Origin of the sequence: Streptomyces venezuelae (genome assembly GCF_008642315.1) — a bacterium.
In the GTDB taxonomy this organism is placed as follows: Bacteria; Actinomycetota; Actinomycetes; order Streptomycetales; family Streptomycetaceae; genus Streptomyces; species Streptomyces venezuelae_D.
On record NZ_CP029192.1, the window covers coordinates 5,524,475 to 5,539,104 of the forward strand.

A 14,630-nucleotide genomic window follows, 5' to 3' on the forward strand; every position below is an offset into this window, starting at 1 on the left:
GACGGGCGTCGGCCTGCGCCACGGGACGGATGGGCGCTACGGCCTGCGCTGCGGCACGCGGGGCGCCGCCGGTGCGGGGACACGGTCGCGCAGCGGCAGGACCGGCGGCAGCCGCTCCACGGGCTCCCCGAGCAGCACCCGCCGCACCACCCGCTCGGCGGCCAGCCCGTCGTCCAGGTCGCAGAACCGCTCCCGGAACGCCGCCCGCAGCGCCCCCGCCCGCGGGCCCTCCCACGCGCCGGAACGGAACGCCGCCGTCAGCTCGTCCGGGGTGCGGGCCACCACGCCCGGCGGCTCGGCGAGGAGGTCGAAGTAGACGCCGCGGGTCTCGCGGTAGACGTCCCAGTCGTCGGCGTAGACCACGATCGGGCGGTCCAGATTGGCGTAGTCGAACATGATCGACGAGTAGTCCGTGACCAGCGCGTCCGAGGCCAGGCACACCTCCTCGGGGGAGCGGTGCTCCGTCACGTCGATCAGCTTCCCGGACCGCACCACCTCCTCCAGCCCCGCCGACCCCTCGTACAGGTGGTGGGCGCGCAGCAGCACCACGAACTCCTCGCCGAGCGCGTCGCAGAACGCGGGCAGGTCGAGCTGGGCGGCGAAGTCCGTGCGGTAGTCGCGGTGGGTCGGCGCGTACAGCACGGCGATCCTGCCCTCGGGCACCCCGAGCCGTCCGCGGAGGGCGCCCACGTCGGCGGCCGACGCGCGGTAGAAGGCGTCGTTGCGGGGATAGCCGACGTCGAGGCTCTCGTACGCACCCGGGTACGCGCGCTCCCACACCTCCGTCGAGTGCCGGTTGGCGGAGACGTTGAAGTCCCAGCGGTCCACGCGCTCCAGGAGCTTGCCCAACGGGCCCGCAGCCGCGGCGGTGGCGGGGAAGTCCGCCTGGTCCACGCCCATCCGCTTCAGCGGGGTGCCGTGCTGGGTCTGCACGTGGACGGTGCCGGGGCGCTTCTTGACGGCCATCTCGAAGTTGACGTTGTTGAAGGTGTACTTGGCCCTCGCCATGACCTCCCAGTAGCGGCGGCTGCCGATCTCGACACCCTCGACGCCCTCCGGGAGGCCCGCGGCCGCCGTCGCGCCGGAGACCAGGAACACCGTCCTGATGTGCGGGGCGAGTTCGCGCGCCTTGGCGTGGATCGCCGCCGGATTGCAGGAGTAGCCGCGCCCCCAGTACGCGGAGAACACGGCGAGACCGTCGTCGACGGGCTGCCGCAGGAAGGCGGCGTACGCGTTGCGTCCCGGCAGCCTGCGCTCCGCCTTCCCCCACACCTCCCGCAGCAGCGAAACCGCCCGGACCACCCGGGACTTGAGCCCGCGCAGCACACAGAACGTGCCGTACGCCCCCGCCCCGAGCAGCCGGTGCTGCACCCCGAGGCTCCCCGCGGGCGCCCGGAACCCGGCCGGCCTGTGCAGCCGGTACAGCCGCGCGGCCCGCCGGAAGAAGCGCCGCCGCAGCCGCGCCGACGGCAGCCGCGCGGGCGTGGACGCCGCCTTGAGCAGCTCGTGCGTGAACCTGCGGAAGACCCGCGCGAGGACGGGCGCGGGCACGTCGAGGGCGACGGCCTCGTCCATCGCGCGCCCGAACCGGTCCAGCAGGTCCATGTGGTGGACGCCGGGGGCGCGGTGCCGCGCCCCCTGACGGCGCAGCAGATGCCGTACGCAGACCCGGTCGAGCACGGCGATCCGCCCCGCCCGCAGCACGGCCCGCAGGCCCCACAGCGCGTCCGTGAACATGCCCGGCTCGAAGACGAGACCGTGCTCCGCCACGAAGGCACGCCGGTGCGCGACGGAGAAGGCGGGGACCAGCGGATCGGGCAGCGCCGCGTGCTCGGCCACGGTGAACGTGCCCCGGGGAGCGCCCGCACACAGCCGTTCGAGGACCGGGCCCTCGCCGCCCTCGAACCAGTGCACGCGCTCGTGGTCGAAGAACAGCAGGTCCGGGTCGTCGCACGCGTCGAGCCGGGCGTCGAGCGCGGCGAGAGTGCCCGGGGTGAGGGTGTCGTCGCCGTCGAGGAAGAGCAGGTAGTCGCCGGTCGCCGCGCCCACCCCGGCGTTCCGCGCGCCCGGCAGTCCCGCGTCGGGCGGGGACTGCGCGCGCCGCACCCGTGGGTCGCGCGCCGCGTGCTCGGCCGCGATCGCCGGACTCGGCCCCGCCGTCCCGTCGAGGGAGTCGACGACCGCGATCACCTCGAAGTCGGCGAAGGACTGGCCGAGCACGGAGGCGAGGCAGCCGGTGAGCCGCCCCGCCACGTCGTGGGTGGGGACGATGATGCTGAAGCGCGGCAAGACGGCCTCTCTCGACGGGGGTCCACAGGACTCACATGGCATGGCTCACAGCTGCGGAGAACGCTGGAGACCCGAGAACGGCACCCGGTCCGGCCGAGGAGCACCTCCCGGCACCGGATGCCGCTCCGCCAGGGGCACCACGGACGGCAGTCCGCCCGGCTCGCCGAGCACGACGTGCCGCACCACGCGCTCCGCGGCGCGCCCGTCGTCGTACGCGCAGAACCGCTCGCGGAACGCGCGCCGCAGCTGCGCCGAGCGCGAGCCCGCCCAGTGCCCCGTGGCGAAGATGTCGGTGAGCTCGTCCTCGCTGCGCGCGACCGCGCCCGGCGGGAACGCCCGCACGTCGAAGTAGGTGCCGCGGGCCGCCTCGTAGGCCTCCCAGTCGTCGGCGTGCAGCACGATGGGCCGGTCGAGGTTGGCGTAGTCGAACATCAGGGACGAGTAGTCGGTGACCAGCGCGTCGGAGGCGAGGCAGAGCGACTCGATGCTCGGGTGGTCCGACACGTCGATGAGCCGGCCCGACGGCTGCTCGCCGCCGACGGCGAGCGGCGCCCCGTAGAAGTGGTGCGCGCGGGTCAGGACCACGAACCGGGGGCCGAGCGCGCGCAGCATCCGCTCCAGGTCGAGGGCGCGGAGCTGGCTGCGGCGGTAGTCGCGGTGGGTCGGCGCGTACAGGACGGCGACCGCGCCGTGCGGGATGCCGAGGCGGTCCCGCAGCCCGGCGACATCGGCGGAAGTCGCCTTCTGGTAGCGGTCGTTGCGGGGGTAGCCGTATTCGAGCGTCGTGTACCCGGCGGGGAACACCCGCTCCCACACGAGCGTCGAGTGCCGGTTCGACGACAGCACGTAGTCCCATTTGTCGACGTTCCGCAGCAGGGCGGCGAAGTCCATGCCGCGCGCGGCCGCGGGGCGCTCCTGGAGGTCGAGGCCCATGTGCTTGAGGGGCGTGCCGTGCTGGGTCTGGACGAGGACCTGCCCCGGCCGCTTGACCAGTCTGCGGTCGAAGTTGACGTTGTTGACGAGGTACTTGGAGCGGGCGAGCGCCGTCCAGTACGCGGCCGAGCCGGGCCGCAGCCTGCGCGTCGCGGAGGGGATCGTGTGGTGGTGGCGCGGGTGGGCGATCCACGCGGTGCTGACCCCCGGCACCAGCTCGCGCATCGCGGCTTCCAGCGCGCCCGGGTTGCAGCCGTAGCCGCGCCCCCAGTACGAGGAGAAGACGGCGTGCCGGTCGCGCACGGGCAGCCGCAGCTGGACGCGGTAGTGCAGCTGCAGCAGGGCGCCCTTCGTGCGGCGGACCCCGTACGCCACGGACCGCCGGGCGCGGGAGCGCAGCCGCAGCGCCGCCCACAGGCCCCGGTACGTGCGGTGCGAGCCGAGCCGCACCAGGCCGTGCCGCAGCCGGGTGCGGGCGGGCACGGGGGCGCCCGGGGCGCGGTGGCGCCGGTAGTGGGAGCGGGCTCTGCGCAGGAACGCGGCACGGGAGCCGCGCGGCAGTCTGCCCCGCTTGGTGAAGATCGTCGACAGGTGGTCGACCATGCGCCGGAACATCACGGGCCGCCACGCCGCGGACAGCTCGGGGTGCTCGTCGAGGAACGCGAAGACCCGGTCGTACTGGTCGAAGATGTCGAAGTGCTTGAGGCTCGTGGTGCCCAGGATGTTGCCCTGACGGCGCTGGCGGTAGTGCACGCAGACCCGGTCGAGGGTGGCCATGGTGTCCGCCGTCATCAGGAGCGGATACGTCCAGGGCGTGTCCTCGTAGTACCCGGGCGGGAAGGTGAAGCCCTCGCGCTCGATGAAGTCGCGGCGGTGCGCCTTGTTCCAGGCGACCATGAGGACCTTGAGGAGGCCCGGCCGGTCGGCGAGGCGGAAGGGGGCGGCGCCCTCCTCGGTGAGGTGGGCGGCGAACTGGTTGCGGATGGCCTCGCCGGACCAGAAGGTGCGCGCGTAGTCGTAGATCAGGACGTCGGGTTCGCCGGTCTCCTTGATCCGGTCGGAGATCGCGTGCAGGGAGCCGGGGGTCAGGGTGTCGTCGCTGTCCAGGAAGATCAGGTAGTCACCGGTGGCGTGCTCCATGCCGGCGTTGCGGGCCCTGCCGAGACCGACGTTCTCCTTGAGGTGCACGGCTCTCACGCGCGCGTCCCTGGCGGCGAACTCGTCGATGATCGCGCCGCTCGCGTCCGGCGAGCAGTCGTCGACCGCGATCAGCTCCAGGTCGGTGAAGGACTGTGAGAGCACGGACTCCAGGCACTCGTGCACATACGCCTGCACCCGGTAGGCGGGGACGATGACACTGAACCGGGGCAAGGCACTTCCATGGGTCGGCGCGGTCATACTGCCCTAAAACGCCCGCGGAGGTGATCGCGTTACGCCGCCTGTGGCATCCGGGGGATGGACACGAAGGGGCGGCCCGGTTAACCCGCCCGGGCCGCCCCTTCTGGTACTGCGCGTCGCGCCGGTACCACTCGTCGCGCCGCTACTTCACCGCGCCCGCCATCACCCCGGACACGAACTGCCGCTGGAACGCGAAGAAGACGGCCAGCGGGATCACCATCGAGATGAACGCGCCGGGCGCCAGGATCTGCACGTTGTCGCCGAAGAACCGCACCTGCTGCTGGAGCGCCACCGTGATCGGCGGGTTCTTGGAGTCGGCGAAGATCAGTGCGATCAGCATGTCGTTCCAGACCCACAGGAACTGGAAGATGCCGAGCGAGGCGATGGCGGGTGCCCCGAGCGGCATCACGACGCGTACGAAAAGACGCAGCTCGCCCGCCCCGTCGAGCCGCGCCGCCTCCAGGAGTTCGCGCGGGATCTCCGCGAAGAAGTTCCGCAGGAGGAAGATCGCGAACGGCAGGCCGAAGGCCACGTGGAAGGTGATCACGCCGATCGTGGTCTCGAAGATGCCGATCTTGCCGAAGAGGTCGGCGATCGGCACGAGCGCCACCTGCACCGGGACGACGAGGAGCGCGACCACGCCGATGAACCACCAGTCGCGGCCCGGGAACTCCATCCACGCGAAGGCATAACCCGCGAGCGAGCCGATGATCACGACGAGCAGCGTCGCCGGCACGGTGATCATGATGCTCGACAGGATCGAGTCGGTGATCGTCTCGTCCTTGAGGAGCGTCGTGTAGTTGTCGAAGGTCAGCTGCGAGGGCGCACTGAACGCCTTCCACCAGCCGCTCTCGCTCATGTCCGCCGGCGTGCGGAACGAGCCGATGAGCAGGCCGATCGTCGGCACCAGCCAGAACAGCCCCACAAGCACCAGGAACACCCGCAGCGCGGTGCTGCCGAGCAGGGACGCGATGCGGCCCCCGACCGACTGCCTGGCCTTCACGATCTCGGTCCGAGCGGTCGTCTCCGTCTGAGCGGTCACCGTCGCGCCTCCCGCCTCATCCGCCGAATGTTGAACAGCATCACGGGGATCACGAGGAGGAAGAGCAGCATCGCGATGGCGCTGGCCACTCCCGAGTCCTTGTCCAGGAACGCCGAGTTGTAGAGCTGGACCGCGAGCACGTTCGCCTCGTCCTTCGACGAGCCCGGCGGGATCACGAAGACCAGGTCGAAGATCTTCAGTACGTTGATCATGAGCGTGACCAGGACCACCGCGAGGACCGGGGCGAGCAGCGGCACCGTCACCCGCCGGAACACCTGCCACTCGTTGGCGCCGTCCACCCGCGCCGCCTCCAGGAGCTCGCGCGGCACGCTCGCCAGGCCCGCCGCGATCAGCACCATCGCGAACCCGGCCCACATCCACAGGTAGGAGCCGATGATCGAGGGCGTGATCAGTGTGGGGCCCAGCCAGTCGATGCCGTTGTACGCCTCGCGGAAGTTGGACGCCGGGTAGCGCAGCTGGGCGCCGTCGGCCTCCTTCGGCAGCGCGAACGTGCCGTCGTCCGACGCCTCGGTGGACGCCACCACCTCACCGTTCCTGACGGCCTCGATCTTGATGCCCGGATAGCCGAACTCCGTGCTGTCCGGGGCGTTCGCCTTCCCGCGCCCCTTGCCGCGCGTGAAGTCCTGCCAGGCCGTGCCGGTGACCCGCTGCGGATCGGCCTCCGCGGGGCGCGCCGCCTTCGCGCCGTCCGGCATCTGGTCGGGCGGTACGCCGGTCAGCGGCAGCACCACGGGCGTGCCGGCCTTCACCGGCTCCTTGGTGATGAAGGCGCCGCCGCCCGCGTTCTTCAGCGGCGACGCGGTGCTCGGGTGCGCCTGCGGGAACGCCGACGACTCGGAGAACGTGTCGTGCACGCTCACCATCACGGCGTTGGCGACACCGCGGTCGGGGTCCGACTCGTACACGAGCCGGAAGATGATGCCCGCGGCCAGCATCGAGATCGCCATCGGCATGAAGATGACGAGCTTGAACGCCGTGCCCCAGCGCACCCGTTCGGTCAGGACGGCGAAGATCAGACCGAGGATCGTGGCGACCGTGGGCGCCACGACCACCCAGATCGCGTTGTTCTTGATCGCGGTGCGGATGCTGTCGTCCGTGAAGAGCGTCTTGTAGTTGCCGAACGCGGTGAAGTCGCCCGAGTCGTCGAAGAAGCTGCGGAAGAACGAGTACCCGATGGGGTACAGGACGAGCGCGCCGAGCAGCACCAGGGCAGGCAGCAGAAAGAGCACCGCCATGGCCTTGCGCGTGCCGGTCACGCTCTTGCGCGGGGTCGGAACCGGGGGCGGCGCCGTCTTCGGCGCACCCCCGGCGTTCACGGACGCCACCGCGTCAGTCCTTGTACGCCTTGGCCGCGGCGGTCTCCAGCGCCTTCTGCGTGCCCGCCACGTCCTTCGGGTCCTGTAGGAAGTCCTGCAGCGCCTTCCACTCGCCCTTGCCCGGCGTGCCGCCGAAGGACTGCGGGGCCTGGTCGGACATGTCGAAGCGGATGTCGTCACCCGCCGCGATCAGGTTCTTCGCGATGTTGCGCTGCACATCGTTCGGGTACGCCGCCATGTCCAGGCTCTTGTTCGGCGAGATGAAGCCGCCCGCCTCGGCCCAGATCTTCGCCGCGTCCGGCGAGCCGAGGAAGGTGAGCAGCGCCTGCGCGCCCTTGCTGTCCTTCAGCGCGACGGCGGCGTCACCGCCCACCACGGCCGGGGACTCGTCGCCGACCGCCGGGAACGCGAACACCTTGGCGTCCGTCCCCACCTTCGCCTTCGTCTCCGAGATCGCCAGCGACACCATGTCGCCCTCGAAGACCATGCCCGCCTTGGGCTGGTCGCCGCCGGTGAAGGTCTGCTTCACGGAGACGGGGAACTCGGTCTGCAGCGCGCCCTTCGCGCCGCCCGCCACGAACCCCTTCGTGCCGAAGACCTCGCCGAGCGTGGTCAGCGCCTCCTTGACCGACGGATCCGTCCACTTGATCTTGTGCTGCGCGAGCTGGTCGTACTTCTCAGGACCCGCCTGCGACAGATAGATGTTCTCGAACCAGTCGGTGAGGGTCCACGCGTCGGCGCCCGCGACCGATACCGGCGGCACCCCGGAGTCGTACACGGTCTGGGCGGTCTTCATGAACGCGTCCCAGGTCTTCGGCTCCTTGACGCCCGCGTTCTCGAACACCGCGGTGTTGTACCAGACCAGCGACTTGTTGGCGGCCTTGAAGTACACGCCGTACTGCTTGCCGTCGACCGCGCCGAGCTTCTGCCACCCCTTCGAGTAGTTCTTGTCGAGCTGCTTCTGCGCCTCGGTGCCGACCGGCTTGGCCCACTTGTTCGCCACGGCCTGCTCGATCGCGCCGACCTGCGGCAGCATCGCGACGTCCGGCGGCTGGCCGCCAGCCACCTTCGACTCCAGGAAGCTGATGATCGGGTCCTGCGCGGGCACGAAGGACACGCCGGCGCCCGTCCGCTTCTCGAACTCGTCGAGAACCTTCAGGAACACCTTGCGCTCTGCACCGCCCCAGACAGCGGCCACGGACACGCTCTCCCCGTCCAGCTCGGGCAGTTGCAGCGAGGATGCGGTGTCGTCGTCCGTCCCCTTGTTCCCCTTGTCCCCGTCGTCGCTGTCGTCGCCGCCGCACGCGGCGACGGTGAACGCGAGCGCGCCCGCGACGACGGCCGAGGCGACTCTGGCGGTGGTACGCCGATGTAGCGGTGCCCTGCGTGTACGAAGAGTGCTGCGCATCACTGCCCCGTTCTCTTCCTGGCGAGTCCCGTGCGCTCTGGTCTACGCCCGCGCGGGGAGGGGCGGCAAGATGGCCTGCGCTGTCAACTCGCTGATCGTGATGGCGTTGTGACGTGGCGTCATGGGGTTTGGGATGAGCTGCACGGACTGTCAGGTTCGGGGCGGACGTGGTGGTGCGTTGCTCCCGCTCGGGCTGTGGGGTTCGGGGTGGTCGGGGTGGGGTCAGAGCAGGGAGGGCACCTGGTCCGCGGAGACGGAGCGGGCCGCCCGTTCCAGCGCGCTGGCCAGCAGGGCCAGGTCCGTCGGTCCGTTGCCGAGCTCGCGCACCGGACGCCGGGCCGGCGGGTCGCCCATCCGCTCCCACTCCAGCGGCACCACCGTGGGCCGCAGCGTCGCCGTACGCGGAATGCGCCCCGTGACCCGGCCTGCCTGGAAAGCCGTGGCCCGGCCGTCCGGGGAGCGGAGCTCGCCCCGCCCGGGCGCGGGCTCCTCGGGGCCCGACGCCACCGCGTCGAGCACCACACGGAGCGACGCGCGCTGCCCGAGCTCGGTCTCCAGGACCCGCTCGCTGCGCCCGCTGGTCGCCACGAGGTGCACGCCGAGGCGCTCCCCGTCCCGGGCGACCGCCTCAAGAGCGCGGACGACGGAACCCGCCGCGGGCCGCCCCGGGGACCCGAGCGCGGGCGCGAGCAGCGCGTCGAAGTCGTCGACGAGGACGACGAGACGGGGCAGCGGCGGCCCGGGATCCACCCGCTGCCGCGCCGACGCAGGCCGCAGCCGCATCGTGGCGCTGGGCGCCGGGTCCAGGTCCCCGTCCAGCCCCTGCGCGGGCACGGAGGGCGCGGGGGACGAGGCCGCCGGGTGGGAGTTCGCGGACGGGGAGGTCGTGGGATGCGTGGCTTCGGGGCGTACGGAGGCCGCCGAGGCGGCGTTCGTGGGGCGGGAGTTCCCAGAGGGGTGGTTCGCGGGATGGGTGGCCGTGGACTCGGGGCGTGCGGGGGCCGCGGACGGGGAGTTCCCGGGGCGGGTGGCCGACGGGGCGGCTCCGGAGCGGGCGGCGGGCACCGAGGGGGAGCTCCCGGGACGGGTCGCTTCGGCGGGCGCGGAAGCCTGGGCCTGGGCCGGGGCTTCTGAGCGGGCGGAGGCCGTGGGACCGACTTCGCCGCGCGGGGAGACCGGCGCGGTGGACGCCGTCGTGGCGCCCGGCGCGGCCGACTGCGACCGCTGCGTCACCATCCGCCCCGACACCTCCCGCTGCGTGTGCCACTCGGCGAACCCGAGCCTGCCGAGCAGCTCGGCCCGCCGCTTCAGCTCCGCGGCCAGGGACTGCGCGAACGCCCGCATCCGCACCGGGTCGTTGGCGACGAGGTGGGTCGTGACGTGGGGCAGGTCCGTACAGGCACCGAGCCCCGTGCCCTGCCGCCCGACGGCCCCGCCCGCGCCGACACCGTCCCGCCCGTCGACGAGCACGATGCCGAGCCGGTCGGGGCGTTCGGCGGCCGCGAGGGACGCGGCGACGGAACGCAGCAGTTCCGTACGGCCGCTGCCCGCCGGGCCCTCCGCCAGCAGGTGCGGTCCTTCGGCGCCGAGGTCGGCGACGACCGGGCCGCGCGGCCCCGCGCCGAGCACGGCCGCGGCACGCCCGCCGAGAGCCTCGGGGTCGTCGGCAGCCGCCGCCCACCGCGCCATCAGCGAGGCGGGCGTGGCCCTGGCGAGCCCCAACTCGTCGAGGAGCCGGGCCGTCCGGGGCAGCGGCGCGGACACGCGCGCGTGGCCCTCGACGGCCGTGCCGTCCGTGCGCAGCGGCGCGAGGGCCCGCGCGAACCGCTCGGCCCAGGCCGCCGAGACGGCGTCCACGGCGGCGACGGTGCCGTGACCCGCGGGCCGCCCGCCCGCCGTCCGCATCAGCCGCAGCGCGGTCGCCACATCGCCGCTGAGGAGCGCGACCGCACCGCACGCGCGGAAGGCGGGCGCCACCGAACAGGCCGCCTCGTACGTGTCCAGGACCGGGGAGGAGGGGGAGGCCGCGACCGTCTCGGCGAGGCACACCACATGGATGCCGGCCTGCGCGCCCTCGGCGGCGAGCCGGACGGTGGACTCGCGCAGGGTCGCGGACCCGGGGTCGCCGTCGACGACGACGACCGTGCGGGCGCCGGTCGCTGCCACGCCCGCGCTCCCCGTGCCGCTGTCGGCGATGTGGTCGTCCAGGCGGCGGATCAGCTCGTCCGCGCGGGCCGCCGCCTGGTCGCGGTCGTAGGCGAGGAGGAGGCGGCAGTCCTGGCCGTGCGCGGGCCGCAGGTGGGGGAGCCAGCCGAGCCATGCCCACTCGGCGGTGCGCCCGGCCACCGGGCGGGCCCGGTCCGTGCTGATCAGCACGATCTCCAGGGAGTCCGGGGAGTGCAGCGCGGCGAGCTGGGCGACGACCGCCCTGGCCAGGCCGGTGAGCCGGTCCCGCGGCCCGGCGAGGCCCAGCGAGCCCGCCTCGCGCAGCCCGACCGTGACGGGGACGGCGGGCAGCAGCCCTTCGCGCCCGTCGGCGGCGGGCAGGGCGCGGTCGACCGTGCCGAGCCGCACCGCGAGCGCCTCGGGGTGGCCGGGGCCGCGCTCCCAGAGGCGGGGGCCCGGGCCGAGCGCGGTGAGCAGCAGGGCGGCGGGATCGGGCCACGCCTCGGGGGTGCGGGCGGCCGCGGTTATGGCGAGGTCCTCGGGGGAGGGGCCCAGCGGCCCCGGGGCGCGGTCGCCCGCGTGCCCGCCGTCCGCGTACGCCTCGTGGGGGCCGTCGTGGCGGTCGTGCCCTCCGTACTCCCCGTACCCCTCGTACTCGTCGGGTCCGTCCGGGCCGTCGTACGGATCGTGGTCCGGGCCGCCGTCCCGGCCGCCCGTCAGCCGCCGGGCCCAGGCCGAGAGCCCGCCGCGCTTGCGCAGGTTGCGGGGGACGGTCGTCCCGCGCGCGGGGGTGCCGGTGCGGGTCCGCTCGGTGTCGGGGGCGGTGCCCTGATGCGGCACGACGGGGGTCTCGGTGCCGCCGCCGTGCTCGACCGGCGCGGGCTGCGTTCCGTACGCCCCGTACGAGCTCTGTGATCCGTGGGCATGCGCCGCGCCGTACGCCCCCTGGGGGCTCCGGGCGCCGTGCGCACCCTGGGCGCCGCCGGTGTCGTATGCGCCCTCACCGCCGGTGCCGCCCCAGCCCGACGGGCCGTACGCCTGGTGGGCGGCGGAGCCGTGCGGTGCCGCCTCCACCAGGGTGGGCGGGGCCGTCCCGACGGGCCGCACGCGCACATGGCCCTCGCCGTCCGGCGCCGTCGCGAGCGCCGTGCCCGCACCGGAGCCGGGGCCTCCCGCGCCGTCCGTCAGACGGAGCGCGGACTCGCCGATGCGGAGCAGCGAGCCGGGGGAGAGCCGCACCGGGCGGTCGGTGATCTCCTTGCCGTCCACCGCCGTGCCGTTCGTCGAGCCCAGGTCCGTGACCGTGACCCGGCCGTCCGGGGTGAGCGTGACCGAGCAGTGCATGCGCGAGACGTCCGGGTCGTCCAGCGGGACGTCCGCGTCCGCGGAGCGGCCGACCTGGATCCGGCCGCCGTGCAGGAGGTGGACCCCGCCCGCGTCCGGCCCCGCGACCACGTGCAACTGGGCGGGCGCGCCCGCGAGTTCGGGCCCCGGCTCGGCGGGGGCACCCAGCGAGAGCACCGCTCCGTCGATCAAGGGGGGCTCGCCGAGGGTGCAGCGCTGGGCGTCGAGGCGGTCCGGGCCCGCGTACAGCACGAGGGGGGCGTCGCTGCCCGCGACTGTCGTGGCCAGACCGGAGGCCACCGCGGCGAGCGCGGTCCCGGCCGGGGCGGTGACCAGGACGTCACAGGCGCCCTGGGGCCCGACGGCCCGGGGATCGGTCGCCCCCTGATCGGTCGCCGCCGCGGGGCGGTCTTGCCGCTCGGTCTGGCCGCTGCGCGGCCCGAGGACGGTCAGCCGGATCTGCATCGCCGTCAGCGGTCCCTTCTGCGCTGGGCGCCCGGCACGGGGGCACGCGCTGTGATTCCCCCCACCGCACACGGGCACGTCGGCCAGTACTGAGGGCATCCTCGCACCTGCGACTGACAACACGCCCGGCGGCCACCTGTAAGTGATCTTGATTGGTCGGCTCTGCTCGGAAAAGTGCCTGCTTGGACCGTTGCGGATATCTCCGGGCGTTCTTGAGCAGAGGCCGATCCGGAACCACTCGTCGAGGCCGATTCGGAACCACTCGGCAACCAATGGCCACGTGCGAGCGTCTTTCCACCGAACAACGATCCGGAATGCCCCGGAAAGAAAAAGGCCGGGCGGAATCGGACCGGCCGGTGCCAAGTTCGACGGCATTACAGTGGGTCGGAACACCATCGGACAGCCCCCCGGACAGGACCAGCGTCCGGGTCGGGACCAGCCAGACCAGCAGGGAGCGCATGACGTGCGGCCGGTAGGCAGCAAGTACCTGCTCGAGGAGCCGCTCGGGCGCGGCGCCACGGGCACCGTCTGGCGAGCCCGCCAGCGGGAGACCGCGGGTGCCGAGGCGGCCGTTCCGGGTCAGCCCGGCGAGACCGTCGCGATCAAGGTCCTCAAGGAAGAGCTCGCCAACGACGCGGACGTCGTGATGCGCTTCCTGAGAGAGCGGTCCGTCCTGCTCAGGCTGACGCACGAGAACATCGTCCGCACGCGCGACCTGGTCGTCGAGGGCGATCTCCTCGCCCTGGTCATGGACCTCGTCGACGGCCCGGACCTGCACCGCTACCTGCGCGAGAACGGCCCGTTCACGCCGGTCGCCGCGGCCCTGCTCACCGCCCAGATCGCCGACGCGCTCGCCGCCAGCCACGCCGACGGCGTCGTGCACCGCGACCTGAAGCCCGCGAACGTCCTCCTCAAGCAGGACGGCCAGGGCATGCACCCGATGCTCACCGACTTCGGCATCGCGCGCCTCGCGGACTCCCCGGGCCTGACCCGTACGCACGAGTTCGTCGGCACGCCCGCGTACGTCGCGCCGGAGTCCGCCGAGGGCCGCCCGCAGACCAGCGCCGTCGACATCTACGGCGCGGGCATCCTCCTGTACGAGCTCGTCACCGGACGCCCGCCGTTCTCCGGCGGCTCCGCCCTCGAAGTCCTGCACCAGCACCTCAGCGCCGAGCCGCGCCGCCCCTCGACGGTCCCCGACCCGCTGTGGACGGTCATCGAGCGCTGCCTCGACAAGAACCCGGACCGCCGCCCCAGCGCCGAGAACCTCGCCCGCGGCCTGCGCGCCGTCGCCGAGGGCGTCGGCGTGCACTCCACCCCGGCGCAGATCGCCGCCGCGGAGGGTGTGGGCGCGCTGCTCATGCCGGACCCGTCGCCGGCCCACGTCCCGGAGACCCCGGGCGCGGCCGACCCGACGCAGGTGCTGCCGAACAACGCGGGTTCGTACGACCCGAACGCCGCGACCAGCGTCATGCAGAGCACGGGCGGCCACGGATCGGGCGACGCCGACCCGACCTCCGTACTGCCGAACAACCGGGGCGGCAACGCCGACCCGACCGCGGTCATGCCGCCGGTCCCGCCGAACGGGCCCGGACCGGACCCGAACGACCCGCACCCCTGGCAGAGCCAGATGGCCGCGGCCCGCGACCGCAACGAGCAGACGCAGTACCAGGCGCACCTGGACCCCGACCAGGACCCGCTGCGCCGCCGCCCCCAGCGCCAGGTCGCCCGCCCCCAACAGCAGCAGCACCCGCAGCAGTACGCGCCGCAGCAGCCGCGCGGCCAGCGGCAGCAGCGCCAGCAGTACGCGCCCGCGCCGCAGCAGCAGTACCAGCCCCAGCACCAGCCGCAGCAGTACGCCGCGCCGCCGCAGGCCCCGCCGCAGCAGCAGCCCGCCCCGCGCCCCACGCGGGAGCCCCGCGAGCCGCGTCAGCCGAGGCAGCGCAGCGCCAACCCGATGAAGATCCCGGGCCTCGGCTGCCTCAAGGGCTGCCTCTTCACGATCGTCATCCTCTTCGTGGCGAGCTGGCTGGTCTGGGAGTTCAGCCCGCTCCAGGACTGGATCGGCACGACGAAGGGGTACTGGGAGCAGCTGCAGGACTGGTACGACACGGTCAGCGGCTGGATGGGCAAGATCGGCGGCAACTAGGGCCTGTGTCGGGAGTCCCGTCGTCCGCCCGGACGCCGCGGGGCAGGCGGGACTTCCGGCACAGGCCCCAGACGCGTCCCCGGACGACTTCGGAGGCGG

The 14,630-nt window shown here is 73.3% G+C and carries 7 protein-coding genes; 1 reads left to right on the forward strand and 6 read right to left on the reverse strand.

What is annotated here, in order from left to right:
- Positions 1–36 precede the first annotated feature (36 nt).
- From DEJ48_RS24160 to DEJ48_RS24185, 6 genes are all read right to left on the reverse strand, one after another.
- Complete coding sequence (locus DEJ48_RS24160; RefSeq protein WP_150218224.1) at positions 37–2,289, reverse strand: bifunctional glycosyltransferase family 2 protein/CDP-glycerol:glycerophosphate glycerophosphotransferase; 2,253 nt, start codon at positions 2,287–2,289, stop codon at positions 37–39.
- Positions 2,290–2,334: 45 nt separating this feature from the next.
- The gene (locus DEJ48_RS24165) at positions 2,335–4,593 is read right to left on the reverse strand and encodes a bifunctional glycosyltransferase family 2 protein/CDP-glycerol:glycerophosphate glycerophosphotransferase (RefSeq protein WP_150218226.1); all 2,259 of its coding nucleotides are present in this window, start codon (positions 4,591–4,593) and stop codon (positions 2,335–2,337) included.
- 169 nt (positions 4,594–4,762) lie between these two features.
- Positions 4,763–5,662 carry a carbohydrate ABC transporter permease gene (locus DEJ48_RS24170; protein WP_150218228.1) on the reverse strand — a complete coding sequence of 300 codons (900 nt, stop codon included), beginning with the start codon at positions 5,660–5,662 and terminating at the stop codon, positions 4,763–4,765.
- Positions 5,659–6,939, reverse strand: coding sequence for a carbohydrate ABC transporter permease (locus tag DEJ48_RS24175; RefSeq protein ID WP_150221359.1), 1,281 nt, complete (start codon positions 6,937–6,939; stop codon positions 5,659–5,661). Before DEJ48_RS24175 ends, DEJ48_RS24170 begins: the two co-directional genes overlap by 4 nt.
- Positions 6,940–7,012: 73 nt before the next feature.
- A complete protein-coding gene (locus DEJ48_RS24180; protein WP_150218230.1) occupies positions 7,013–8,407 on the reverse strand; it encodes an ABC transporter substrate-binding protein in 1,395 nt (464 codons plus the stop codon).
- Positions 8,408–8,629: 222 nt separating this feature from the next.
- Positions 8,630–12,382: an FHA domain-containing protein gene (locus DEJ48_RS24185; RefSeq protein WP_150218231.1), complete on the reverse strand. Its 3,753-nt coding sequence runs from the start codon at positions 12,380–12,382 to the stop codon at positions 8,630–8,632.
- Between the two features lie 463 nt (positions 12,383–12,845).
- On the opposite strand from DEJ48_RS24185, the gene DEJ48_RS24190 reads away from it, so the two are divergent.
- Positions 12,846–14,531 (forward strand): serine/threonine-protein kinase, encoded by a 1,686-nt coding sequence (locus DEJ48_RS24190; RefSeq protein WP_150218233.1) that lies wholly within the window; start codon positions 12,846–12,848, stop codon positions 14,529–14,531.
- The last annotated feature ends 99 nt before the right edge of the window (positions 14,532–14,630 follow it).

What these genes read in the sequence shown, in the direction of transcription:
- DEJ48_RS24180 (WP_150218230.1), bottom strand. Translation starts at nt 8,407, where the DNA reads ATGCGCAGCACTCTTCGTACACGCAGGGCACCGCTACATCGGCGTACC.
- DEJ48_RS24185 (WP_150218231.1), bottom strand. Translation starts at nt 12,382, where the DNA reads ATGCAGATCCGGCTGACCGTCCTCGGGCCGCGCAGCGGCCAGACCGAG.